At 56.5% G+C, this 25,640-nt stretch carries 15 protein-coding genes; 5 read left to right on the top strand and 10 right to left on the bottom strand.

From position 1 onward, the window contains the following. The 4 genes from NSS83_RS21270 to NSS83_RS21255 form a co-directional block, all read right to left on the bottom strand. Positions 1-633: a copper amine oxidase N-terminal domain-containing protein gene (locus tag NSS83_RS21270; RefSeq protein WP_341346417.1), complete on the bottom strand. Its 633-nt coding sequence runs from the start codon at positions 631-633 to the stop codon at positions 1-3. 374 nt (positions 634-1,007) lie between these two features. Beyond that, positions 1,008-2,012: a 2-keto-3-deoxygluconate transporter gene (gene kdgT, locus NSS83_RS21265; RefSeq protein WP_341182981.1), complete on the bottom strand. Its 1,005-nt coding sequence runs from the start codon at positions 2,010-2,012 to the stop codon at positions 1,008-1,010. Between the two features lie 42 nt (positions 2,013-2,054). Beyond that, positions 2,055-3,071: a tripartite tricarboxylate transporter substrate binding protein gene (locus NSS83_RS21260; protein WP_341182982.1), complete on the bottom strand. Its 1,017-nt coding sequence runs from the start codon at positions 3,069-3,071 to the stop codon at positions 2,055-2,057. 181 nt (positions 3,072-3,252) lie between these two features. Next, a complete protein-coding gene (locus NSS83_RS21255; RefSeq protein WP_341346416.1) occupies positions 3,253-5,571 on the bottom strand; it encodes a helix-turn-helix domain-containing protein in 2,319 nt (772 codons plus the stop codon). Positions 5,572-5,756: 185 nt separating this feature from the next. Here NSS83_RS21255 and NSS83_RS21250 point away from each other — a divergent pair, with 185 nt between their 5' ends. Then, the gene (locus tag NSS83_RS21250) at positions 5,757-7,394 is read left to right on the top strand and encodes an SWIM zinc finger family protein (RefSeq protein ID WP_341346415.1); all 1,638 of its coding nucleotides are present in this window, start codon (positions 5,757-5,759) and stop codon (positions 7,392-7,394) included. After that, positions 7,391-10,432 carry a DEAD/DEAH box helicase gene (locus NSS83_RS21245; RefSeq protein ID WP_341346414.1) on the top strand — a complete coding sequence of 1,014 codons (3,042 nt, stop codon included), beginning with the start codon at positions 7,391-7,393 and terminating at the stop codon, positions 10,430-10,432. Before NSS83_RS21250 ends, NSS83_RS21245 begins: the two co-directional genes overlap by 4 nt. A 113-nt stretch (positions 10,433-10,545) precedes the next feature. On the opposite strand, the gene NSS83_RS21240 is transcribed toward NSS83_RS21245, so the two are convergent. Next, positions 10,546-11,340, bottom strand: a complete 795-nt coding sequence (locus tag NSS83_RS21240; RefSeq protein ID WP_341182986.1) for a hypothetical protein — start codon at positions 11,338-11,340, stop codon at positions 10,546-10,548. Positions 11,341-11,979: 639 nt separating this feature from the next. On the opposite strand from NSS83_RS21240, the gene hflX reads away from it, so the two are divergent. The 3 genes from hflX (at position 11,980) to NSS83_RS21225 (ending at position 15,508) form a co-directional block, all read left to right on the top strand. Beyond that, positions 11,980-13,251: a GTPase HflX gene (gene hflX / locus NSS83_RS21235; protein WP_341182987.1), complete on the top strand. Its 1,272-nt coding sequence runs from the start codon at positions 11,980-11,982 to the stop codon at positions 13,249-13,251. A gap of 226 nt (positions 13,252-13,477) precedes the next feature. Next, the gene (locus NSS83_RS21230) at positions 13,478-14,977 is read left to right on the top strand and encodes a dienelactone hydrolase (protein ID WP_341182988.1); all 1,500 of its coding nucleotides are present in this window, start codon (positions 13,478-13,480) and stop codon (positions 14,975-14,977) included. 60 nt (positions 14,978-15,037) lie between these two features. Beyond that, positions 15,038-15,508, top strand: a complete 471-nt coding sequence (locus NSS83_RS21225; protein ID WP_341182989.1) for a hypothetical protein — start codon at positions 15,038-15,040, stop codon at positions 15,506-15,508. 13 nt (positions 15,509-15,521) lie between these two features. On the opposite strand, the gene NSS83_RS21220 is transcribed toward NSS83_RS21225, so the two are convergent. From NSS83_RS21220 to NSS83_RS21200, 5 genes are all read right to left on the bottom strand, one after another. Further along, positions 15,522-17,513 (bottom strand): hypothetical protein, encoded by a 1,992-nt coding sequence (locus NSS83_RS21220; RefSeq protein ID WP_341346413.1) that lies wholly within the window; start codon positions 17,511-17,513, stop codon positions 15,522-15,524. Between the two features lie 2 nt (positions 17,514-17,515). After that, entirely contained in the window at positions 17,516-18,583 is a 1,068-nt protein-coding gene (locus tag NSS83_RS21215; RefSeq protein ID WP_341182991.1) for a glycoside hydrolase family 88 protein, read from the bottom strand. After that, the gene (locus tag NSS83_RS21210; protein ID WP_341182992.1) at positions 18,580-20,307 is read right to left on the bottom strand and encodes a glycoside hydrolase family 3 N-terminal domain-containing protein; all 1,728 of its coding nucleotides are present in this window, start codon (positions 20,305-20,307) and stop codon (positions 18,580-18,582) included. Before NSS83_RS21210 ends, NSS83_RS21215 begins: the two co-directional genes overlap by 4 nt. A gap of 138 nt (positions 20,308-20,445) precedes the next feature. Further along, positions 20,446-23,913, bottom strand: a complete 3,468-nt coding sequence (locus NSS83_RS21205) for a carbohydrate-binding domain-containing protein (RefSeq protein ID WP_341182993.1) — start codon at positions 23,911-23,913, stop codon at positions 20,446-20,448. Positions 23,914-24,044: 131 nt separating this feature from the next. Continuing rightward, on the bottom strand, positions 24,045-25,598 hold the full coding sequence (locus NSS83_RS21200; protein ID WP_341182994.1) for an ABC transporter substrate-binding protein: 1,554 nt from the start codon (positions 25,596-25,598) through the stop codon (positions 24,045-24,047). Positions 25,599-25,640 lie beyond the last annotated feature (42 nt).

Genomic DNA, 25,640 nt, shown 5'->3' with positions numbered 1-25,640 from the left:
CTATATGCCAAAGTTAGCCCCCGGGAAAAGGGTGTACCGGTCCAGATATTTTGCCGTGTCCGGTACCCTTTTCACGGACTTGATTTTCCCCTGCCCAAAAACAAAATTCCACCGCTCCACCTTCACCTTGTATTCATCCTCCGCAGTCACTCTCTGGACAATCCGCACGGTTAAGGTGCTGTCTGTACTTGCAACAGCCTTCATATCAATAATCGTTTCCATATTATACGTTCCCGCCGGGAAACTTTCGTTATAGATGTCGGTCTTAAAATCAGGCGTAACTACATCAAGCACTCCCTGTTGATCCCGTTCGTCATACGCCATAATCCATCTGTACGCCAGGTTCCGGTTCGCCACATAAGCCACACTGCTGCGCTCCATTCCGAAATTCGGATCAGAATCCACATACACGGTTTTACTTGTATTATCCCACTGAATACTGGCGTCAAATCCTTCTGAAACGGCCCGAATCGGGACATATACGGTACCATTAATAATTTTAGGCTGCGTCTGAGTTTTCACTTGATTACCGTTTACGATTATTTTTGGAGCGACTGTAGCGGCAAAGGCTCCCGCACTAAACACTAGCGTCAAGGCTAATCCTGATATGCCTATTTTCAAAAGTTTGTTCATTTTTGATCTCTCCTTGGATGACAGATTTCTATCTTAGACGCCGCTCAAGTATATTTGTTTCTATAAAATCAAAATTATGTAATTATTCGCTCCGGTTCCTTTCATGGTGGTGCTCCGCTTATCACTTGCCAATTCTGAGCGTTTCCTCTCACGGACCGCATGTATGGATCACATTGTTGCATTTTATGCACGATTTCAGCATCTGGCGCTTCTTTGGGGCAGTATTGCTGCACTTCTTGCAGGATTTCTCGTTCTACTCTTCATTCAGATGATTCAAAAAAAGCCCCCGGAGCAGCCCTAACGCTGTCCGGGGGTTCTAATTGACATAGAATTAATTCACTCTAATATGTTGAGATCACGTTGTTATCCGCTGTTTAACCTGCTGCCTTCTGAGTTTTAGCACCTATAGGTCCCTCTGCTGCCGGAGGGTTCTTTTTCTTCATGTAGTCGGAATAGTAAGCGGTGATGATCGGGACGAGAATGGACGTAACGATTACAGATGCGGCTACCAGCGCTGTAGCAGACTGGGCGGCCGGCAGGAATTCGGGCTTCATGTTCGCTACCAGCATAGGGTTGGCGACAGCAGCACCGGCGGTACTGGAGGCAGCGAGTCCGGCAGTTCCGTTACCGCGGCCAATGAACTTGTCGGCCAGAATCAGCGGGATACCGGTAATAATGATAACGACAACGCCAAGCAGAATGCCGAGCAGGCCGGTGTCCACAATCACGCCAAGGTCGATCGAGCTGCCCAGGGCGAAGCCGAAGAAGGGAATGAGCGTCTGGGTAGCTTTGCCGAAGTAAGCGCGCAGATCATGATCCAGGTTACCCAGAATGAACCCGACGAGGAACGGCAGGACAGCGCCGATGAAGAGATGCGGTTCAAACACGGCCACACCGGTGCTGCCCAGAATAAGCATGGTTACGAGCGGCCCGGATTCGAGTGACATCAGCACGAAGGCACCGGATTCTTCCTTGGTCCCATACTGCTGCATAATAGAGGCGTACAAGCCGCCGTTGGTCATATCCATAGCGGAGATGATAGCGAGGACCGACAGTCCGGCGAAGAAGCCCGTCTGCACCCCGCCCTCGGGCAGGAACTGGATGGCGATCATGGCAACAACCCAGGCTACGGCAATCTTGGTCAATACCAGCGTACCCGATTTGCGCAGTACGGTTCCGGTAGCTCTGACATCAATTGCGGCTCCCATACAGAAGAACCACACGGCCAGAATCGGCACGGTGCCCGTCATCAGACCTTTGGTGAACCCTCCGAAATATTCGCCCGCATCCGGAAAAGCAGTGTGAATGATCGCTCCCAGAAATAGGGGAATTAGCATCATTCCGCCGGGGATCCGATCCAGTGTCTTTTTGATTTTCATATGATTACCATACCCTTCTTACTCATGATGAGTGTGTATTATCTACTTGCGGCTTAGTCCAAGCTCGGGAATCATGGCGGCGAACAGATCATCGCTCTCCTTGAGCTGCTTCGCAAAGGCTTTGCCGTCCTTCACCAGCAGCCCCAGCCCGTTCGAGTTCATATATTCGCGGAATTCCCTGTCTTCAGTCCCTTTGATAAATGCCCCGGCTAATACCTCCGCAATCGCATCCGGCGTATCCTTCGGCACAGCCAGTCCTCTCCATGTTCCCGTGAAGTTCACGTGTATGCCGGTCTGCTCTTCCAGGGTTGGCACATCCGGCAGCGCCTCTGAGCGCTTATCGGCATTGACTGCCAGCATCCGCAGCTTGCCTTCATCCACATACTTCTTCACCTCGGCGGGACTGACCGGTACCGCATCCACGAATCCGTCCATTAAGGCGGAGACGGCCGGCCCTGCACCTTCAAAGGGAATATGCGCGAACTTCACACCGGTCTCCCGTTCCAGGGTTACGGCGGCCAAGTGCCAAATGCTCCCCGTGCCTGCGTTTCCCATTTTCAGTTCCTCTGGATGCGCTTTCGCAAAGTCGAGAAATTCATTAACGTCCTGCCATGGCGCGTCCTGTCTTACGGTGATGGCGGAAGGATCAAAATTCGTTTGAGCGATCGGTTTGAATCTCTCATAGGTAATCGGCAATAACCCCAGATGCGGAAGAATCGTCAGCTCGGCCGGCAAAAAAGTAACGGTATAGCCGTCTCCCTTCGCATTCGCGCCTTCCATCAGTCCTACGGAGCCCCCGCCGCCGGTGCGGTTAACCACAATTACCGGCTGGCCCAGCACCTTCTCTGCCGCGGTGGCGAGCGCTCGCGCGGTGGCGTCCGTTCCTCCTCCTGCGGCATATGGCACAAGCAGTGTGATGGGCCGTCCGGGATAACCGGTGCCGGCAGTCTCCTGGCCCGAGCCGCCATCTGCAGGATTACCGATTCTAAGAATCAACAGGACCAAAGCTGCTGCAGCTGCTGTCCATAGCCCTATTTGAGTTGATCGTTTCAAATCCATCCCTCTTCTCTAATATAGAAGTAATCGGGCAGCCCGCAGATGCTTAATGCCTATGCCTGGCCTTGCGCCCATCCCCTCACCCCCGTTTACTTTGAGTATCCGCACCCTGCCTTGGAGGATGTGAAAGTTTTCTCAAATAGAACTTTATCGTAATCGGGGGTGTTTCTTCAATCGTATAATCCTATTCCGAATCCTCAGAAACGCCGGAATGGTGCGGTTTTGGCCGATCTGCATACTCCTTGGAAGATTTGCTGCTCTCCCTGAACTTGCCGGGTGTGGTCGATTTAATCTTGCGGAAGACCCGGATGAAGCTGTTCTCATTCTGATAACCCACCCGCTGGGCAATTTCGGCAATTCTCAGACTGCTGTCCTGCAGCAGCTCACAGGCTCTATCGATTCGTAGATTGGTCAGATAGTCATATACCGTAGTTCCGGTCTCTTCCTTGAAGATGGTGCTCACCGAGGATACTCCCATGTTCACATGGGAGGCGATATCAGACAGCCCGATATTGAATTGCAGATTGTCCTTCATATACTCTATAAGATCCTGAACCAGCAGGAACTCCTTCGATTGCCGGTGCGCCCCAAAGGCTTCCGATAGCTGAACCGCTATGCTGCACAGCATCTGCTCAATCTCATTAAGCTCCATTGTCGTCACCTGATGCCAGGTGTAGTCTGCCAGCTCCGCAGGTACCGGGTATCCCCCGGCAGCAGCTATATGCAGAATCTCCTCCAGCAGGTCACTTAGCGAGCGGAATACTTTAAGCGGCTGAATTCCCCGCTTGCGGGTCTCGGCGATACCTCTGCGGACCCAATCCTGTGCAGCGGCAGCATCGGATGCTCTAAGGGCGTTCAGCATTTCCTGCTTCCAGACCTCATCCGCAGCCCCGATGCTCTCTTCATATTTATTCTCTGCACGGGAATAGACCCGTACATGGGAATACCCTTCATATAACCGGTAGGAGAGCGCAGTCTGCGCCTCTGAGTAGGACTGGGCGATACGGGTAATGGAGCCCGCTTGTTCACCGATGCCAACGGACACCGGAATCTTCAGCACTTCGGGCATGGCAGACGCCAGCTTCCGGGCAACTGCGTACAGCTCCTGCTCTTCCCCGCCTGCCGCCTGTAACAGGATGACGAGACTGTCCTGCTGCGGTGCAGCGACCACGGTCCGCCAGGAGGCTTCGCAGATTTCATAGGCCATGTTAATCATCGCGTATTTGAGCAGCATTTGATCCTCTTCCTTAAAGCCCGCAGACCACTGGGTATGCCGGTCTATGGATAAGACCAGCAGCTCGAACGGACCTTCCTTCCAGCCGTTAAAATAGTGCTCAAACCGCGTATGTGTCTCCTGGGTGCCGATACTCCGTGTGATCAGGTCCTGCAGGAATTTGGAGCGCAGCTCCGGGAGACTCCAGTCCGCCACCAGCGATTTACTGCGGAAGTCACCGACCAGCTTGCCGATGACCGGCTCCAGATCGTACAGCCCGCCCTGCCCGGATGCCTTCTGCTCAGGAAGCAGCAGCTTGTTAATCCGTTTGAGCGGCCGGAAGGCGGCAAAATTGTAATAATACATGGCAGCGAGACCTACGGCGATGGAGATTAGTGACAGCATCAGCATCATATTGCGGGCAATCTTCACATTTTTGAGCAGCTGCTCCATGGGTACGAGCGAAAGCAGGCGCCAGCCGGTCACATTGGAGAAGGTCTGATTCGCCATATAGGCCTGGCCTCCGATGGTGACATGGGCAAAGGGACTGACATCGATGTCCTCCAGCACCTTCCCCAGCTCCGCCAGCGGGAACGGAAGATTCAGCTTGGGGTAGATAAGCTCTCCCTCCAGGTTATATACGAGCTGGTAGCTGGAGAGATGGGTGTACATTTTGGAGAACAGTGTATCGTAATCCAGATCAATCAGTACGGCACCGGCCACTTCCCCGTTCACCACGACCGGCCGGGCGAGTGATAACAGCTCAGTATCACCGGGGCGGGAACCGGTTCCGGTGTTGAGTCTTCTTTTGATCAAAAGCGGCTTCTCCTTCATTCCCCCGATCCAGGACTCCCATTCATGCTCAGGCGCCTCCCCCCAGGACGGAACATAGCCGTAGCGGCTGGAGAGCACAGACCGGTCCTTGAACTTGACCACACTGATTGCGTGTACATCCGGCTCTGTCGCCAGCGCCTTGAGGTATTCCTGCGCCGCTGCGGCTCTGCCGCGGTTATCCGCCTTAGCCGCATCGATATAGCTCAGCACAGCAGGATGGAAGGACAGATCCACCGCCTTGTTGTCGGATTCCCGGAAGGCCCGGTTCGTAACATCTACATTAATCTGCAGCAGTTCAATATTCGGTGTATTCAGCTCGGTGTCCAGTGCATTGCGGTACTCTCTATAGGAGAATAGACCAATCACAGTAATCAGCAGAGATACCCCGGCTGTCAGCATCAGGATTAGACGGTTCTGTCTGCTCTGCAGCAGGTATTTCAATTTAAATCGCAGCATTGCTTAAGTTTCATCCTTCCAGCGGTTGCTCATAGGTTTAGATTTCAGATTAGCATGTTCTCCTAATATTTCAATATGGGGCATATCATACCTGCCAGGATTTCAGACTTTTGCGGGATACGCTATACAATAATGATATAATGGAACGACGGATTCACCCAATCTGCTACAGGAGAACGATAGCGATGCAGTCAAATTATATGATGGATGCTGCCGGGTGGGATAAGCTCATCTCGGAGGTTGCCCATTCTTTCGATGATCTGACCCTGAAACGGGGATTTCAATATTATAAGCAGCAGCGCGTGCAAGTCTATAGAATGATCACGCCGCACAGAATTATGGCGCTGGTCGAAGGCCGGGAGGATTATGCGGTCTCCATTGACCTGGACGATCTGCAGGAGAGTCATTGTGATTGCCCGGTATCCGGGATGTGCAAGCATATGGCGGCGGTGCTGATGCGATACGCTGAGGAGCAGGCGCAGCCTGTGCATTCCATCGCGAACGCCAAGGCGCTGGTCAACCAGCCCAAGATTCATTCCGCTGCGGCGTCCGCTGTTCCGGGACGGCGCGGGGAACAATTGAAGAAGCTGGCCGCCCTGATTCCTGAGGCTACGGTGCAGCAGTGGCGGGAATACATGGCGCTGCTGGTGGAGCCGCTTGCTCATACGGTGCGTAACCCGCAGTATGCGGACCGGGCGCTTGCCGCCATCACCGGGGGCCAGCCTAAGCTGCCTCCCGCTGCTGCCCAGCTGTTCAAGCTCCATGCTCATCTCTGTGTGCTGGAGAGCATCCTCAGACCCGGCGGGCATTCCCCCGCGGCGAACCCCATGTCCCTTGGTTATTCCGTGGGCTACTATACCTCTATTGCCATTTCCGAGCTGCAAAAACATATCATAAAGCTGATGGAGCAAGGTCTGCCGCTGGCGGAGGCCCCTGAGGAGTGGCCGAGAGTCTACGATACGATTGCCTATCTGCGGACCGAGATGCTGAACGAAACGCGCGACCGCGCCAGAGAACAGCCTTATTTCTCAGCATGTTACAGCCTGCTGTGGATCAACTGGATTACCCCGAATCTAAGCGGACCGGAGCTGTATACCAAGGAGCTGGCGGAGCTGCACAAGGCCGGAGAAAACCTGAGTGCCGCTGCTCCCCGCCATGCCCTGCTGCTGGCTGAGAGCCGGATGCATGCGCTGCTGCATGAGGATGCGGCCGCTATTGAGAAGCTGAACGCCGCGTCCGAACGGCCCGGGCTGCACCCGGAGGAGCTGATCAGCTTCCTGCCTCCGCTGGCCGAAGCCGGCGAGTGGAGACGCCTGACCCTGTGGCTGGCTGCGCTCGGCCCGCTGCTGAACAGCCGGATGTACAATCTGCTGGATTATGCGGGCTACTGGGATGAGACTGTCCGTCACCTGCCCGAAGAAGAGCCGCTGATGTGGGAGACGCTGTCGGGGATGCTGCCGCACTCACGCGAGATCTATGAAGCTCAGCTGCTCGCCTACGGCAAATGGCAGGAATGGATGGATATGCAGATCGCCTCCGGTCATCAGCCTGCCGACTTCCGGGTGAGCGACCTGCAGCCGATCGAGAAGAATGCGCCGGAGCTGCTCCTGCCGTTCTACCATCAGGCGGTGGAGCGCTTCGTGCTGGAGAAGAACCGGCACAGCTACAAAGCGGCCGTGAAGCTGCTCAAGCGGCTCGCCAAGCTGTACAAAAAACTGAAACGCGAAGCACGCTGGGAAGTATTCCTGGACGGCTTCACGGATAGGCACAGCCGCCTGCGCGCCCTGCAGGAGGAGCTGCGGAAAGGAAAACTGATTCCATGAATATGAAGATGCGTAATATTACCGTCCAGCTCGCCCTTACCCAGTATGGCGATGCGCTGATCTATGGCGTGGATGACCGCGATGATTATATGCCCGGTGTCCAGCTCAAGCAGATGCTGTTCGCCTGGCATGAGGAATCCTTCTACGGCACGGAGCTTAGCACCTCGAAGGCCGATGAGGTCGAGCTGGTGGTGCTGCCTGCCGAGCAGGTCTTGCCGTTTTTTGCGGACCTGCGGCTGCTCCGGCACGTCGGCTGGAGCTGGCAGGGCGATGCCCAGCTGCTGACCCGGCTGGCCCCGCTGCTGGCCGGGATGCTGGAGGCCCGGCAATATGCCCCGAGCTTCGCAGCCTACCGTGAAGGCCAGCTCCGCTGGGCCTGGACGGAGCAAGTGCTGGCAGAAGCCGCCGAGGCAGACTGGGACGATGCGGCCGCGCTGCATCGTCTTCAGGAGCGCAGCGGGTTCGCCGAAGGGCTGCAGGCCGCCTTCTCGGCGGCGGTCTTCCAGCGGTACTACAGCACCGAGGCGCAGGCCGGTGATCTGCGCAGTGAATTCCCGCTGCTGTTCAGCGCAGGCGGGAGAAGCGCAGCCGGTATGGACGAGGACAGCTGGCTGATGTCCATCGGCTGGAAGGCAGACACCGCGCCGTTCCGGCCGGTGCTGCAGCTGCTTGAGCCTGACGATGAGCTGCCGCACTGGCGGCTCCAGCTGCTCCTCCAGGACAAGCGCGACGAGTCCGCGCTTGTGCCGCTGCGGCTCACCGGGGACGGCGAGCCGCATGGCACTTGGCCCGCAGCGTGGACAGCACATGTCCACGAGCGCGCGGGCGGGTGGCTGTCACGGCTGCGTGACAGCCTTCCGGAGCACATCGGGCGCGGCGCCGATGTGCTGGCAGAGCCGCTAAGCGACGAGGTCGCGTGGCGGTTCCTCACGGCCGACAGCCGCCTCCTGCTGGAGGCCGGCTGGCAGGTGCTGCTGCCGGCGTGGTGGGAAGCCGCCAGCCGCAGGAAGCCGCGCCTGCGCGCGAAGATCAGCTCCGGCACGGCTGAGGGCAGCCGCGGGCAGTCGCTGTTCGGCCTGGATGCGCTCGTCGATTTCGACTGGCGCATCTCCATCGGCGACGCCGACCTGTCCGAGGCGGAGTTCGCCGACCTCGTAGCGCGCGGGGAACGCCTCGTCCAGTTCCGCGGCAAGTGGATTCCGCTGGACCCTGCGCTGCTGGCGCAGATTCAGCGGGCCATGGCCGGGATGGACAAGTCGCGCGGCTTGTCCTTCCAGGATGTGCTGCAGCTGCACCTGCTGAACGAAGGTGCAGACGGCGATTTAGAGGAAGCGGAAGCACAGCGTGCCGAGGAGGAAGCGGTCCGCGTCCGGCTGGAGGTCGAGCTGAACGAGCATCTCGTGAAGCTGATCGGTCAGCTGGGCCAGCGCAGCCAGTGGCCGAAGCCGGAGGTGCCGGCCGGTCTGCATGCCGAGCTGCGAAGCTACCAGCATGAGGGCTTCGCCTGGCTGGTCTTCCTCCGCCGCTTCGGGCTGGGCGCTTGCCTGGCCGATGACATGGGGCTTGGCAAGACGGTGCAGCTGATCTCCTACCTGCTCCATCTGAAGGAGCAGGAGGAAGAAGCCGCAGCTTCCGGCGCACCCGTAGCCCGGCGGCAGACCGAGCCGGCCGGCTGGCCTTCGCTGATCATCTGCCCCACCTCGGTGCTGGGCAACTGGCAGAAGGAGCTGCAGCGCTTTGCGCCTTCTCTGAACGTGATGCTGCATTACGGAAGCAGACGGCTGGATGCCGGATACTTCTACGGCGCGGCTTCGCAGGCGGATGTCGTGCTTACCTCTTACGCTACCGCTGCACTGGACCAGGAGCTGCTGAAGCAGTTCACCTGGGCAACCGTATGCCTGGATGAAGCACAGAATATCAAGAATGCCGGAACGAAGCAGTCCGCCGCCGTGCGCAGCTTCCCGGCCCTGCACCGGATCGCCCTGACCGGAACGCCGATTGAGAACAGGCTGTCCGAGCTGTGGTCGATCTACGATTTCATTACACCTGGTTATCTGGGCAGCCCGAAGGGGTTCCAGGACCGGTTCGCAAATGCCATCGAGAAAGAGCGCAATGCCGAGCGGACCGCCGATTTGCAGCGGCTGGTCAAGCCGTTCATGCTGCGCCGCAAGAAGAAGGACCCGGCGATCCAGCTTGATCTCCCGGATAAAAATGAGATGAAGACCTATATCAACCTGACAGCCGAGCAGGCCGCTCTCTACGACCAGAACGTGAACAGCCTGCTTGAACGGATGCAGAAGCTGGAGGGCATCGAACGCAAGGGGGCCATTCTCGCCGCCTTGACCAGCCTGAAGCAGCTCTGTGACCATCCGATGCTGCTGACCAAGGAGGCACTGCCTGAGCCGGAAGACGGCAGTGCTCTGGACACCACCTCCCTGATCGAACGCTCCGCCAAGCTGGAACGGCTGCTGGCCATGGTCCGCGAGCTGCGCGAGGAGAACGAGCGTTGCCTGATCTTCACCCAATATGTAGGCATGGGTAAGATGCTCCAGGCCGTACTTCAACAGGAGCTTCAGGAACCGGTGCTGTACTTGAACGGCAGCACGCCGAAGAGTATGCGCGACCGCATGATTGAGCGGTTCCAGGCTCCCGCGCTGCCTGCGGGCGAATCGGCTGCAGATGCAGCCGCCGGAGCGCAGCCGTCCGATCAGCCGAATGTATTCATCCTCTCGCTCAAAGCGGGCGGGGTTGGCCTCAACCTGACGGCCGCCAACCATGTGTTCCATTTCGACCGCTGGTGGAATCCGGCGGTGGAGAATCAGGCCACTGACCGTGCCTACCGCATGGGCCAGACCCGGGATGTGCAGGTGCACAAGTTCATCTCGCTCGGCACGCTGGAGGAGAAGATTGACGAGATGCTGGAGAGCAAGCAGCAACTCAGCGACGATGTCATCTCCGGCTCCGAGGGCTGGATCACCGAGCTGTCCACGGACGCGCTGAAGGATCTGTTCACGCTGCGCCGGGAATGGGTGGGATAACCCGCTGCTGCGGATACCCCCTGTTCCGGCTATCTTTTATCTGCTACAGGCCTGGCATTGGTCTGTTACCAGTCAGCCGGCGTGGCAAGTAACGGGCGTTCACCCGGCGGTCTTCACCATTGCTCAGACATTCTGAAGGTAACCGCCACATTGTCCTCACCGGCAAGCGAGCTGACCACCAGCGTGACCGGCAATAGCTGAAGATCGTAAGCGAGCCGCTGATTCAGCAGATTCGCCGCCACATTCTGGTACGCCCCGGATATGCCGGAGCCGATGCCTTGAGTCAGCACCCGTCCGCCTGTGACCGATGTACAGGTATAGTTCACCAGCAACGCTGTTTCAGTGACAGGGATAGCTGTAGTCGGCGTAGGGTAATTCACGAAAGCCCCGTTAACGGTCCCCCCGGCTATCACCTTATAGCGGATGGGGGTGGAGGCCAGAATCTCCAGCCCGTCTGGAACGATCTCGGATGCCACTGCCTCAGGAACGGCGATCGTGGTGCTTCTGCGGAAGCTGAGGGCTGCGGTGTCGCTGCCGGTTACGGGAATATTGTTACGGAATTCAGAGGTAATCCGGCTCACCGCTATGGGCTGCAGGGAAACGGGAATCCAGAGCCCGCCGCTGTCCACCAGATAGATCCGGACCCGGATCTGCTCCTGGGAGTAAGCAATGTTGAATTGAAAAAAATTCTGCGTAATATTATACGTTTTGGTCATAACTTCCCGATAGTTCGACTCAAACAGCTCCTGCGCGAACAGCGTTGCGGGGCTTACATCATTATTTAACCCGGTTAAATAGACCGTTCCCTGGGCTACACCATTGTTCACTACCTTCACCACAGCCTGACTGATGGGCCCTGCTCCCGGGGTAGGGTTCTTTGTTAACATATTGGTTGTTAATATAGGCATAGTTATCACCCTCCGATTAGAGCCGTATTCCATAGGATATGCAGATGAAAATGGAAGTTTCTGGTCGGTTGACAGACCATGGCACATGTCAAATCACACACACTCCCGCTTACTGGGGGTTGTTGCCAGATGACAAGGACTGTGCTAAAATCAATGTAACTTTTTTAGAACGGAGGGTTGCGTGTGATAGACTATATCCGGATTCGCACTTTGCGCGGCTAATTATTTTCCCATAGCGCGAAAGCTCTGCCTTGTGCAGAGGACTCAGGATAAGTCTGTCCATAACACGTAACCCATAGCATACACCTGTTAATCCGCAAACCGTACACTGATACCTGTAAATGATACACTGTGCCTGATAGCCTTGTATCCTTTATGCAAGAATGTCTTCTGTCTTGTATAGGCAGCCAGGATCTGTGTTTACCGGGAGGATTAGCTTTATATCTTTTTAAGTTGCCGGGGCCCTCGCCCCTGTTGCTTAAACCTTCATGGTGTCTATGGCAAGCATGGCCGTATAGCTGCTCCCGCGCAGCGGGCTATACCAGACTTTATTCTGTTGTTCCTCCACCTACTGTTAGCACAGGCAGACTGCCTGTGCTTTTTTGATGCCCAAATTACACTATGGAGGTTGATCTATATATGGAACCCGTACAACAGAAAGCCGTTATCGTCGGCGTACAGCTGCAGAACGACACGAACTTCGCTTATTCCATGGAGGAGCTGCGTAATCTGGCAGCCGCCTGCGAGATTGAGGTCGTGGCTGAGCTTAGCCAGAAATCCAGCCGGGTGAACCCGTCGCATTACATCGGGTCCGGCAAAATCCAGGAGCTGGCGCTGCTGATGGAGCAGCATGATGCACCGGTCGTTATTTTCAATGATGAGCTGTCTCCCTCCCAGATCCGCAATCTGGAGTCATCACTGGACCGCCAGGTCATTGACCGGACCATTCTGATTCTGAATATCTTCGCCTCGCGGGCGAAGACCAAGGAAGCCCAGCTTCAGGTAGAGGTCGCACAGCTGCAATATATGCTGCCCCGCCTGAGCGGTCTGCGTGAGTCTCTTGGCAGACAAGGCGGCGGGGCCGGTCTGAAGAATAGAGGGGCCGGGGAAACCAAGCTGGAGCTGGACCGCAGACGGATTGAAGAGCGGATCTCCGTATTGCAGTTAGAGCTGCAGACGCAGGTCGCAAGGCGCCAGATCCAGCGTAAGCAGCGGCATAAGAACGAGGTGCCTGTGGTCTGTCTGGTCGGCTACACCAACACCGGCAAGTCCAGCTTAATGAACACCCTGGTCGAGACCTATCATCCCGGTTCGGGCAAAGGCGTGCTCGCCAAGGATATGCTGTTCGCGACGCTTGAGACCTCAGTGCGCAGCATTGCGCTGCCCGATCACAAAACCTTCCTGCTAACCGACACCGTAGGCTTCGTCAGCCAGCTGCCCCATCATCTGGTGAAGGCGTTCCGCTCGACCCTGGAGGAGGTAACGGAAGCCGATCTGCTGATTCATGTCGTCGATATTGCTGATCCGCAGCATGAGCAGCATATGGCTGTTACGAATGAGACCCTGAAGGCGCTGGGCGCTGACGGAATCCCTACCCTGTACGCCTACAACAAGGCTGATCTCAGGGAGGAGCCTTACCCGCAGGTGGAGGAGAACTCTGTAACCCTGTCTGCTAAGAAAAACCGCGGGACCGCCGAGCTGGTCACTCTGATCCGCAGCCGCATCTTCACCGACTATGTTCAGTGTGAGATCCTGGTCCCGTTCGACCGGGGCAGCATTGTCTCCTATTTCAACGAACATGCCGATGTGCAGTCCGTCAGCTACGAGGAGCAGGGCACACGCCTGAAGCTGGAATGCCGGGCCGCCGATTACGAGCGGTTCAGAGATGATTTTGTAGAGCTGCCGCAATAAAATCGCTGGATGTCACAGGAGCTTGTCCCCGTATCGCGGGGCCAGCTCCTTGAAATATGTTCCTGATCGGGGACCTGAATACGATACAACCAAGCCGCTGGGCGTACCAGTGGCTTCTTTGTCGTTTATCGCAAAATACAGGGGATTGATATATTTTAGCGGGCAACGCCGTCTTTATGTAAGCAGATAAGAAACCAAATGAACATTAGTTAAAAGGAGATTGAACATGAGAGCATTCGAAATGTTGCTTTTTTTCGCGGATATTATTGTGCTTGTATTAACATTCTTACTGCATAAGGACCGCCGGATCATGCCCTTACTCACCGCAAGCGGGATCGCTACACTCCTTATGTTCATTCATTGGATGGCAGAAGGCTACCGGATTCAGCTATTGCTGCTGTACTGCGTAACGATGATGTCGTTGGCTGTTTCCGTGTATCGTTATGTTAAAAGGAACGCACTGCCCCGAATCCCACGCTTTCTACGGGGCTTAGCAAATACCGCTATAGGGATGATGCTCGTTGCAACGGCGGGGCTTATGTATATTTTCCCTGTATTCAAGCTGCCTGCACCGACAGGGGAATTTAAGGTGGGTACACAAGCTTTTCATTTTGCAGATACAGCCCGGAAAGAGACTTTCGACAGTACTGGAGGGCAGAGCAGGGAACTGATGGTTCAGGTGTGGTATCCGGCGGAAGCCAGTACCCGCGGTGCTTATGCTCCCTGGATCCCAAGTCCAGGCATTTTAAGCTACATGGCTGAGCAATACGGTCTTCCGGGGGTTACTTTTCAATATCTGAAGTTTGTGGCCAGTCACGCTTATCCGGGGGCAGAGATCGCTTCGGCAAGTAACCAGTATCCGTTAATTATTGTGAATCCGGGTAATGGCTCTTCCCGCTTCCTTCATACCACTCAGGCTGAAGAGCTTGCGAGTCATGGATATATTGTTGCTGCGATAGACCATACGTATAATACATTTGCTACTGAATTTCCGGATGGACGGATCGCGGCCAACACTACCGACAAGCTATTTTCGTCCAACAATGATTACCGGACCGAAAGCCAGACCCGCGACAAGTTAGGCGCAGTTTTCACTGAGGATGTGTCATTTGTATTAGATCAGTTCGAGCTTCTCCAATCCGGGCAGACCGCAAGCCGTTTCAAAGGGAAAATGGATCTGGCCCATGTAGGCATATTCGGCCATTCAATCGGCGGGGCTACCGCATATGATGCTTCGTATGATCCGCGCATTACCGCTGGAATAGATCTGGATGGAGGACTGTATCGGCTGCACGACCGGGGCCGCCTGCAAAAGCCGTTTATGTTCATGAATTCGGAAAGTAATTTCAAGTCGTTCCAGCGGGTGATAGAGAACAAGGTCTATACTGATGCAGAGCTTAAACAGATGGGCTCTACTAGAGAATGGGAGAATCAAACGGCGCAAGCCAAAAAATTAGAGCTTCAACGGATGCGCGAAGCGCTAGAAGCAGGAGGACAAGTGCTGTACATCGACAATACAGAGCATTTGAACTTTACGAATGCACAGTTTATTTCGCCGATCTTTCAATTACTCGGTGCCACCGGACAACTTGCGCCTGAAAGAGCGGAGGCCATTACGAATGCGTATATACTGGACTTTTTTGATAAATATTTGAAAAAGGAAGGCGGGATGTTGTTGAACCAGCCGGACCCCCGCTTTCCTGAGATGAAGTTCGCAGACCTATGACGAAGCGGCGACCGTACAGTCTGTAGAGATGCCGGAGCGGAAAGCAGCAATACCATCGCTTTGTCCGTTATCCGCTCCGCCTCTGCAAGGAATTACTGTTATTGCTCACATTTTCATCATGGACAGCCCGCCCTACGCATTGTGTTCGGTTTTTCGATTACATTTGTGTTGCGCGGCGCTCCCAGTCCAATTGTGGTCAGTTTTTCGATTACATTTGGGTTGCGTGGCGCTCCCAGTCTAATTGTGGTCGGTTTTTCGATTACATTTATGTTGCGTGGCGCTCCCGATCCAATTGTGGTCGGTTTTTCGATTACATTTGGGTTGCGTGGCGCTCCCAGTCTAATTGTGGTCGGTTTTTCGATTACATTTATGTTGCGTGGCGCTCCCAGTCTAATTGTGGTCGGTTTTTCGATTACATTTATGTTGCGTGGCGCTCCCGATCCAATTGTGGTCGGTTTTTCGATTACATTCAGCCCACGCGCCCAATCAGCGCCGAATGTGATCGGTTTTTTGAATACATTTGGCCTTTGATCGGTGATATCAGCTACTCTCCCGGAGCGGGCCGCAGATTAAGTACGAACCCGCCTTTCATGCTTTTTACGCTTTTTATGCTTTTTACGCTTTTTACGCTTTTTACGCTTTTTACGCTTTTCGCCCCACCACCACCCGTTGCCTTCCTTCCTACAGTTCCCTGCGCTCCCTCCTCTTCGTATTCTACGCCGCTGCTAACCCGCAGCCCGCCCTCATCCGTCAGCTCAAGAAGCGGGGCAGAGTTCAATTCCCCCTCCTCCCCAGCCGCCAGAGAGAACACCAGCGCGGCCTGCTGCATGGAGGTGAAGTCCATCATCCTGCGCGGACCGGCGTAGAGAATCATATCGATATTCATCCGGCCGTCTGCCCTATGAATCTCCCATGCCAAGCGGTTCCCTGCATCCGCCGGCCCGCTGAATGCTGCGAACCAAGTGGTCAGGCTAAACTCCGTGCCTCCGATGCTGATTACCGCACCTTCCTCAGTGAATCCGGCTGTAACTCCCTCCAGAGCGCCGCCAACCTCCAGGCGCAGCCGAAGGTCCGAGCACGCAATCACACCGCCGGTCCGGTCCAGATTCGGATGGGTATCCCCGCCATCCGTTATGAAATCGATCCCGAACAGCACATGGCCTGCCTCCTGCAGCGATTGGAAGCGTGCGGAGCAATAGTCATAGCCGTCATGCAGGCACCGGAGCCGGATATAGGCCGGTTGGCCGTAATGATCTGCATAGATCAGCAGCGGCCGTCTTTGGTTCCACAGGTCACTGTGGGTGAAGGAACCCATGCTCCACTGCGGAGTCATATAAGTGACCGCCCACTTGCCGTCATGCCCCTGATTCTGCACCTGCCCCTGCACCTGACTAGACTCCAGTTTCTGCACCTGACCCTGCACCTGCACCTGCTCCCGTTCCTGACCCTGCTCCCCCCTCCGTCCTTCCTCACGCTCCTGACCTTCCCCTCCCTCTTTTCCTTCTTCTCCCTCTTTTTCTCCCTCCCCCTCCAAGCGTTGCCTTACCTCCTTCGTCTCAGTAACCTTGAAGCTCTCCAGATAGGCAGGGGGACAACGGATGCCGCTCTTATACCATTCCTCTTCGTAGGGCAACTCCTCCCATGGGAAGAACATCGCGGCTCCTCCTGTTGCCAGTTGCAGAAACGCCTTGCTCTGGTCCTCCAGCAGCACCCCGTAGCAGCGGGAATGCGGCCCGGACCACTGGGCCGTGGCGGGATGATAATACCTGGCCACGGTCCTCCAGGTCAGCTCAAGCAGGTCCCTGGTCCAAGCCCTGACCCTGCTGTCCGAGGTCTCGGACTGAAGCTTCGACAGCTCCAGAATGGCAATGTAGGTGTAGACCGGGCTGTTGTACTCCTGAAAAGCCCCATGCTTCAGTGTATGAGCATATAGCCTTCTTAGCCGCTCCAGCCCATAGTCGGCATAATCCTTACGCCCCAGCTTCTCCCCGGCGATTCGGGTCACGAACGCACCAATAATTGCAATATTGGTATAATCCGGTCCGACATTCCGCCGGATAATGGCTTCGCAGGCACACTCTATGGACAAGACGGCCGCCTCCCGCAGATCGTCCGGGAAGCGGTGGCCGTGGCGTGAAAGGGCCTGCACCAGACGGCTGCCGCAGAAGTCCGCCCAATTCCAGTCCGGCGGAGCCATCTGGTCCAACGGCTCCTCATAGAACCAGGACCAGATGCCGAAGGTATCATGCGCCGGGTCCGTATCCTGCAAGGAGATTACCTGCCGGATAATATCGAAGGCCCGCTCTTCGTAACCGGTCAGCTCCGTGTCGAGCAGTCCCAGCGCATAGCTGAGCGAGTCTCTGGTGGAGTGGATGAACTCCGCCTGCTTCAGCGTCGTATGATAACCCGGGCTGCTGAACGGGGAGCGCAGCATGCAGATCGCCGGATCATAGCGGGATTCCAGTCCGGCCATCTTATGAATTAGGCGTTGCCGCTGATCCGGCCCTCCACCCGCAGCTTCTGCGTTACTCTTCACGGTCATCCCCCCAGCTCCAATGCCTCTGTCAGCAGCTGCATCACCAGCCCTTGCCCGTACAGTGCCGGATATCTCCCGATGGCGTTATAGGCAGCTATCGACGGCATGACCGGGGTGCCACCCGAAACCCCCTGCACCTCACCGTCTTCGCAGATAAGTGGAACAATCCCCGCAAGGGCCGCCTCCGCGTTCTCCAGATAATCCTCCTCCAGCAGTCCGCTCTTCACCGCCTTCAGGAAGCCGCAGGCAATCCCGGCGCTGGCCGAGGTCTCCTCGTAATAATCCGGCTGATCGAGCACCGTATGCCACAAGCCGCTGGCCCCCTGAGCCTGCCGCAGCGCAGAAGCAAGCCTGCGGTAGCGGCTGTACAGCTCCTGCGGAATAACAGTCAGGCTTGCGGTCCCGGCCACAATCTCCGGGACCGCAAGTGCCACCCAGGCATTGGCCCGGGCCCAGCGGGCTGCCGACATATGGCTGCCTGCCCGGCTGTTCCAGCCATGGAACAGCAGCCCCGTCGACGGGTCCTGGAGCAGCCGAAGGTGCAGCAGCGTCTGCTGCACAGCGGCGGCGGCAAGCTCCCGGTCTCCGGTTAGCCCGGCAAGCCGGGCCAGGAACAACACGGCCATATACACCGTATCGGCCCATACCTGTTCCGGGAATTCCACCGCCTCTGTCACCGTATGCTCCAGTGCCCCTTCCCGGGTCCGGGGGGCAGTCTCCCGTATCCATCCGGCAATCTCCTGAGCCGTGCTTAGATACCAAGGGTCCCCGGTCAGCCGGTACAATTCAGGAAACACGGCATAAGGAGCCAGCGAATTAATGACCCGAACCCCCTCGGCCTGCTGCTTATTCTGGCCCACCCAGTGCAGCAGGTATTCAATCACCTCACCCTTACCAGCAACTGTACCGTATTCCAGCAATGAGATTACACCCACGCCGGGCACCCAGTCCCAATGATCTATATCCATGGCCCAATTGCCCTGGTGCCGTTCGGAGCGCATGTATTCCCAGATACGCTCCAGCCTCTGCTCTAATGCCTGCCTGTTCGCTAACTCCCGCTTGATCGTCAAAACGTCTGAAGCCTCCCTGAACCGTAATCGCCCTCTTGGATCTCTGCCTTTACCGGAGAGCTTCCCTGGAACGGAATCTCTCCGAACAGCGCTTTAACCGTCAGCTCTACCGTATCTTCATGCAGAGAGTACGCATTCACCAGAGTATCTAAAAAAGGAATATCCTGCAGCAGATACGGCGTAGCGAACGAAATACCGATGGGCCGGACTGTCTCCGCATGCTGCATGGCCCAGATGGCTTTGGCTGCTTCGCCCACCGGACGGGCAGTGTTCATCATTCCGTGCAGCGGAAGGAAGTAAGGGGCGAAGGCAGCATCCCAGCGTACCCCGGACAGCTCCCATTGCCGCAGCGTCGTCAGCGGCTCGAATTCATCCAGAATATCGACCGCAAGCCCCCTGCCCTTAAGCTGCTCTACGAACAGATTCATCCGCTCATATCTGCGTCCCTCCGTCACCTTATTCAGCATGATGACCAGCACCCGCCGGACCTTCTGCGGATTCAGCGGCAGCTGGCCGGTGCGGTTGCGCACCAGGGTAATGCAGCGCCCGGCCAGCTCGCGGCTGAACTGTCTGACCTGCCGGTCCAGACTGGGCAGCAGCTTGTCGTCCTGCAGCGGCAACGCCCTAGCGTCCTCTCCCCCGGCGCGGGCAGCATGCATGCCAAGCCGTGCCTTCAGCTCCAGAATCCGCCGGACACTTGCCTTCAGCCGTTCCCGGCTGACGCGCCCGTCCTCCACCGCCTGCTCCATCACCGCGAAATACCGCACGCCCGGCCAGAGCAGCACATCCGTACCGCAATTGAAACAGTCTATGATACGCTGCGTGTAGTCTCCCCAGGATAAGAACCCGCCCATATCGAGCGCATCTGACAACACCACTCCGTCGAAACCCAGCCGCTCCCGCAGCAATCCTGTGGTAATCCGTTCCGAGACGGTTGCCGGAACCGGCTTTGATCCGGCGCCTGCCCCGTCTTCCATCCAGGGAAGGGCGATATGTCCGGTCATATAGGACATCACACCCTGATCGATCATCCGCTGAGCCACCTGCCCGTAAGTGGCGAACCACTCCTCTTCCGATAAGCTGTTCACCGTAGTAATGATATGCTGATCCCTGTAATCGACCCCGTCACCGGGAAAATGCTTAGCGCATGCCGCAAGGCCATGCTCCTGCATGCCACGCATCACAGCGGCAGCCAGGCGTGCCGCCCGTCCGGCCTCATCGCCGAGACAACGGGTCGTAATCACGGGATTCATCCAGTTCAGCAGCAAATCGGTACCCGGGGCCAGCGCCCAGGTGAACCCGGCCGCCCGGCCTTCCAGCGCGGTATATTTGCCGTATTCATAAGCCAGGGCTTCATCATCGGCGGCGGCAAGCGCGAGGAGCGGCGGGAAGGCCGTGAGACTCCTCACGGCCGAGCCTGCCCCGAATTCCAGATCACCGGAGAACAGCAGCGGGAACCTGCTGATGCCCTGCAGCATTCCCGCCCAGTCCCGGTAATCCTCCGCTTTGCCCGCAGCCTTCTGAATGACCTCCCCGCCGATGAAGAAGCTGCCCACCGGATACTGCTCCAGATACCTGCGGAGACTTGCCTCATCATCTCCCTTGAACGGCAGTCTGCCCGCGTGGTCCTGCATCGTCTGCCCGATCAGCTCACGGAGGCTCATCGCTTCAAGCGTACCCTCTACCCACTCCTGTTCTTCCTTGCTTAACGGCTTCTGCATCATTTAAGGCTCCTCCCGGCAGGTTCTATTCTGAGTCCAGTGTACCGGATCGCGAAGCTGCTCTACATACAGCCAGCTATAATATAAGTTCAATATTCTACAAACTGTCTGCGCGGATATTCTCGGCAGCTGGTTATCCGGTCAGGGCAGGCTAATCTCCAGCGCCCGTGCCCGCTTGTTATTCTCCTTATTCATCTCCGCATACCGCCAGATATCATTCACAAAAAAGCTGACAGTAAACTCACCGATGGTCGGCACCGTCCACCGGGGCGTTCCCTGTGCACTGGCGTTAGCCGTCAGTGTAATCTCCTCGCCCGGCTGAATCACACTGGTATTCGTGTCCGTCCACGAGACCACCCCGCCGTTGACAGAGAAGGCGCCGCCGGTAATCTGTCCGAGTCCGGTCGAAGCATTCAGCGGCGTGGGGCGGACGCCGATGTTCTTCACTTTGGCCCAGAAGATCAGGGAGTCGCCCAGCTGCGGTGTGCTGTGCGCGGAAGGGCTGCCGTCGCTGTTCACAATATGCCAGCCGATATCCGTCACGGTCAGATCCGGTCCCGGTACAGGCAGTGCAGACTCATAGCTCTCATACTCCAGCCCGCTGACCATTACCTTTCCGCCGTTGCCTGCAATCTCTATCCGGTGCAGCCCATATTCCAGACCCGTCAGCTCGTAGACAATTTTATGATCGCCCTCCAGCCCTGCCTGCGGAATGACTACAGTCTCCTTATACTCGCCATCGACGTAGACATCCGCACTGCCCATGTCGCTCTTGATATCTGATCTCCAGCGGACACCGATGCCATTGAAGCTGAAGGCGGCTGTGGCATCCTCTTCATAGGTCACATGGGAGACGCCATTGGGTGCAGTCGTGAATCCGGCATAGTCAATGTAAGGATGATCATGTGCGGCCGGATACCAGTGGGAGAGGGGAACATACAGCCCTTCCTCCAGCTTGAAGTAGTCGAGATTTGCCCCTTTCCCGGCCGAGGTGAAGCTGATCGTGTTATAGCCCGGCTGGAGGGTAATCCCATATTGCCGTGCCGTCAGATTCGCGGTCCAGCTTCCTGTAGAAGGCAGGGTTACTGTGGACTGCTTCACGCCGTTCACGAGGATGTTTTTCTTAGACTCCTCGTTGGAAGCGTATACAATTGTCAGAGTATAGCTGCCTCCGTTCACGGAATGGAAGCCTTGGATCGTTAAGCCTCCGCTATGCGTCTGCTCCACGACCTTACCGCCCGAGGCACTGCTGTTATTACCGGTTCTCAGCGGCAGGGCAAAGGCGGTAGCTTCGGCCTCGAACTTGGCCGGATCGCCTGCGGCATGCGGTGTAATGGGCATGACCGGTGTAGTCGCTGATACGGCTGCGCTAAGAGGCGATACATTGCCGGAGTCATCTACGGCCTGCACTGCGTAGCTGTAAGTGGTCTGGGGCGCTACGGTATAGTCACTCCAGAAGGTCAGCCTACCTGGAATATTGATCACCGGAGCCGCTCCGCCGTCACGGTAGACGTTATAGCTGACGACAGCATCGTTATCTGTCGAAGCCGCCCAGCTCAGCCGGATCTGCTCATGGCTTACGGCTGTTGCCGCAGGATTGCCCGGAGCAGCAGGCAGCGTGTTCTCCTGCTCATCCAGGATATACTGGACCGTCTCTCCCGCGTCCAGTGTCACTGTAAGGGTAACGTAGGGATCTGCCGTAAGCTCCACCCGGGAGTAGGCGGCGGCGTACGTCTCCCCTGGTCCGAACCGCTCCCCTGTATATACTCCGCTGGACGGCAGGGCCACCCGGACCTGCATCGTTACCGGCGTCTTCTCAAAGTTCACGAAGTTCAGCAGAATTTTATCCGAAGCGGCCCCGATGGCTGAAGTGCCCAGCGCCGAGGTATCCACTGCGCGGAAATACGCCTTCACTCCGGTCAGTTCAGCCGCATTCAGCACCTCGTAGCCCAGTGGGCTTCCATGTGTAGCGTAAGCAGCAGCCAGTCTGCGGAACGTCTTCAGCCGGGTCTCCCCGGATTCATTGATATTGGCCGGTACCACTGCTGTATCCTCATAGCGGTGTGTGTTCCAGTTGATCGCGGAATCGAACAGGCCAAACTCCGTCCCGTCATTGAAGAAGGCAGCGTGCTGCATAATATGGTCGGCATAACCGATATTCCCCCGCAGTTCCCGGTCAAAAGCAGAAGCGAACCGGTAAGCATACGTCCCGTATTTCGTATTGTCGGAATGATTGTCGTTACTGCCGGTCTCGCTCATGGCCATCTCTTTGCCGAAGCCTTCCTCTGAATCACTGTACACCCGCAGATTCTCATACAGGCTTCCGCCCGGCAACGGCTGGACGCCGGTCCCGCCATAGCTGTGTCCGTTGGTCACATCCGACAGCGCTTCAATCGGCGCACGCTGGGCAGCATCCCGTTCCCAGCCGTCAGGGCTTCCATTATACGGCCAGTATGCCCAGCCCGGGGCGACAATTTTCAGGTACGGCTGGCTGTTCGTCTGCCTCTCCTCGTCCATCATTTCATGAAGCGCCAGCACCGCCTTCTGCGCCCAGCCGAACAGTCCCGGCTCGTTGCCTGTCTCGGCATACTGATACAGATCGCCGAATTTGTTGACAAAGCCGCTGTAATAGCTCCTCAGCGCAGAGCTAATCGTCCCTGCCGCCAGCTCGCTGTTAGTCTTCCAGTTGCCGCCGATGATATTAACCATGGGCGCAAGGTTGAGGTCTCGCAGCGTCTCCAGGTACTTGCGGCCCTGCGGGTCCCAGCCTGCACTGGTATCGGACCAGAAGGAGGTGCGCATCCAGTTGCCGCTGTAGGCAATGCCCAGCCACTTGGCCATCGGGGCCAGATGGCGGATCGCATGCTCGTCATACCGGAAGGTCGAGGCGGCAATCGTGCTTCCCAGGTGGACATACCGTCCGTGAATAGGCTCAGCGGCCGGCTCAGTTAATGCATCCAGCCTGAGATAATCCCATTCAAACCACAGATACTTGTCACCGTCATATCCGGGTGACAGCGGATCAGCGTATAGCCCGCGATCCACAGTCAGCTTCAGCTCATTGCTGCCGGTCTTCAGCTGTTCTGAGGGAATGTAGAGTCTATAGGTTTCTTTCCATGTGTTCGTAAGGGGGGTCTCTCCGTCATTCAGCCCGGTAATCTGAATCAGCCCGCTGAAGCTGCCATTGGTGAATACGGCCAGCTGCGGAATAGCTGTGCTTGCATCCAGTACCTTGAAGCTGAACTCTACACCATAGGGGGGGACGTCCGTAAGATTGAAGCTTAGCTCCATCGCCGCATTGCGGTCCAGCTTCATGCCGCGGGAGATCGTATTCCAGTTCAGGGGATTGACGGGGAGAGTAATATTCTCACTGTACACATCCTGGTACACTGTAAATTCTGCCGAGCTGTTATCCTGCTCGCCCACCTGCCAGAGCAGCGGGGACGGCTGGTAGGTATCCTCTGTGACTGTAGTGTTATTTGCATGTTCTTCTACAACCACCTGTGCAGGCGGCATTTCGGCGGAGCTGATCGGTGCTCCGGGCAATGATGCGGACATCCATACCAGAGCTGCAATGAGCAATTTGCCTGTGATTCTCTGAATTCGCATAGTAACACCCTCTCTTGATCAGATAGGGGCTCCCCAAAGGCTGGATTTGCGAAAGAGAATACCCGGTACCTGCCGCAGGCGGCCGCGTGACTGCTGCTGCCGGATACCGGGCGTGCTATGGCCTCTACTGCTTACTTGGCGGCCAGAAAAGCGTCGAGCTGACTTTGAATTTCCGTAATCACAGCGTCCAGACCTGCGGCCTTCAGCTTGCTGTTCATCTCCTTCAGGACCGGCTCAGGGTCCTTTTCCCCGGAGAACAGGGTGTTCTTATACTGCTTCGTGATGTTGATCAGCGCACCGATCTGTGACTGCACCTTGGTCGAATCGAACACAAACCCGATGACCGGTGAAATATTCGAATTCTTATTCCAGTCCGTATAGAGCTGCACGCGCTTCGGATCTTCATCCTTATTCAGGTAGTTCAGCAGCACATTGCCGATCATCCAGGAGGATACGGAGTTATAGCCGCTGTCTGCAATGAACTCCACGGTGTTGTTCTCCAGCTTCTTGTAGTGCTTACCTTCAATACCGAAGGTCAGCAGGTTGTAGAGCACCGGATCGGTGTGAAGCAGGTTCATGAACATCATGGCCCGCTCGGGGTTCTTCGAGGTTCTGGAGATGGCGAGCATCGAGCCCTGCAGACTCTTGGTGCTGACCTGAACAGGCAGCAGCGTCTTGATGATCATCGGCTTCTCGGCGAGCCGGGTCCAGTCATTGGTGGACGTCGGATTCATATTGCCGTAGACGAACCAGGCTTTGCCGCTTTTGACCGCATCCTTCAGCTCGGTCTTGTCAGTGGCTCCGTTCTTGTTAATATAGCCCGCTTCATACCAGCTGCGGATCAGCTTCAGCCGCTCCGTCATTGCCGGCGTGTCGTATTCGTTGAACACCTTCATGGTCTTGTAATCAAGCAGGGTCGGGATATCATTGCTGCCGTCTAAGTCCTCGCTGTCAGGATACGCGGTGAACCAGTGCAGACTGTCGGTATGGTTCATGAACAGCGGAGAGAGGGCCGGCTCCTTCTCCTTAATCGTCTTCAGCATAGGTTCAATATCCTCCAGCTTCTGCAGGCTGTTCACATCGAAGCCGTATTTATCCACAATCGCCTTGTCAAAAGCAAACCCGACCGACTGCCCCAGCTCCTTCTCCGTTGGAACCGCATACAAATGTCCGTTGACGGTAGCTGCCTGCAGGTAAGCGGGATTGATCTGCGCCTTCGTCTCCTTGGCATAGGTGTCCAGCAGCTCCTCCAGCGGCAGATACGCCCCCTTCGCGGCATTGGTCATGAAGTTCCAGGTATAGACCATATCGAACACCTCGCCGGACTGGATCATCAGGTTAACCTTGTCGGCCGGCTTATCCCAGCTTAGCTGGTTGATCTTGAGGGTGGCGTTGATTTTATCCTTCAAGTAGGCGTTGATCTCCTGCTCTACGGATGCCACATCCGTATCCGGCCCGCCGGGCAGATACAGGGACAGCTCCACCGGTGCAAGCGTACCCGGCGCCTCCGTTCCGCCCGCTTCCGTTCCTGTGGCTTCCTTCGTTGCCGCCGGAGCTGTGGTGCTTTCTCCCGCTTTCTCTGTAGGCGCAGCTGTATTGCCATTGTTCCCCGCACATCCGGCCAGGGTGAATCCGGCTATCAGTACAAGCGATAACAGCAGACCTGTGACTTTTTTACCTGCCATACTTTTTTCCTCCCCTTGATGGAACGAATATATGCTAATCGG

It is taken from the genome of Paenibacillus sp. FSL H3-0469, from assembly GCF_038051945.1.
Lineage (GTDB): Bacteria > Bacillota > Bacilli > Paenibacillales > Paenibacillaceae > Paenibacillus_AQ.
Note: the sequence above shows the minus strand (reverse complement) of the source record. Positions and strands in the feature narration are given on the sequence as shown.

Coding starts and splice junctions, on each gene's coding strand:
- NSS83_RS21250 (WP_341346415.1), top strand. CDS start 5,757: ATGCAGTCAAATTATATGATGGATGCTGCCGGGTGGGATAAGCTCATC.
- NSS83_RS21200 (WP_341182994.1), bottom strand. CDS start 25,598: ATGGCAGGTAAAAAAGTCACAGGTCTGCTGTTATCGCTTGTACTGATA.
- kdgT (WP_341182981.1), bottom strand. CDS start 2,012: ATGAAAATCAAAAAGACACTGGATCGGATCCCCGGCGGAATGATGCTA.
- NSS83_RS21240 (WP_341182986.1), bottom strand. CDS start 11,340: ATGCCTATATTAACAACCAATATGTTAACAAAGAACCCTACCCCGGGA.
- NSS83_RS21260 (WP_341182982.1), bottom strand. CDS start 3,071: ATGGATTTGAAACGATCAACTCAAATAGGGCTATGGACAGCAGCTGCA.
- NSS83_RS21270 (WP_341346417.1), bottom strand. CDS start 633: ATGAACAAACTTTTGAAAATAGGCATATCAGGATTAGCCTTGACGCTA.
- hflX (WP_341182987.1), top strand. CDS start 11,980: ATGGAACCCGTACAACAGAAAGCCGTTATCGTCGGCGTACAGCTGCAG.
- NSS83_RS21205 (WP_341182993.1), bottom strand. CDS start 23,913: ATGCGAATTCAGAGAATCACAGGCAAATTGCTCATTGCAGCTCTGGTA.
- NSS83_RS21210 (WP_341182992.1), bottom strand. CDS start 20,307: ATGATGCAGAAGCCGTTAAGCAAGGAAGAACAGGAGTGGGTAGAGGGT.
- NSS83_RS21230 (WP_341182988.1), top strand. CDS start 13,478: ATGAGAGCATTCGAAATGTTGCTTTTTTTCGCGGATATTATTGTGCTT.
- NSS83_RS21255 (WP_341346416.1), bottom strand. CDS start 5,571: ATGCTGCGATTTAAATTGAAATACCTGCTGCAGAGCAGACAGAACCGT.
- NSS83_RS21245 (WP_341346414.1), top strand. CDS start 7,391: ATGAATATGAAGATGCGTAATATTACCGTCCAGCTCGCCCTTACCCAG.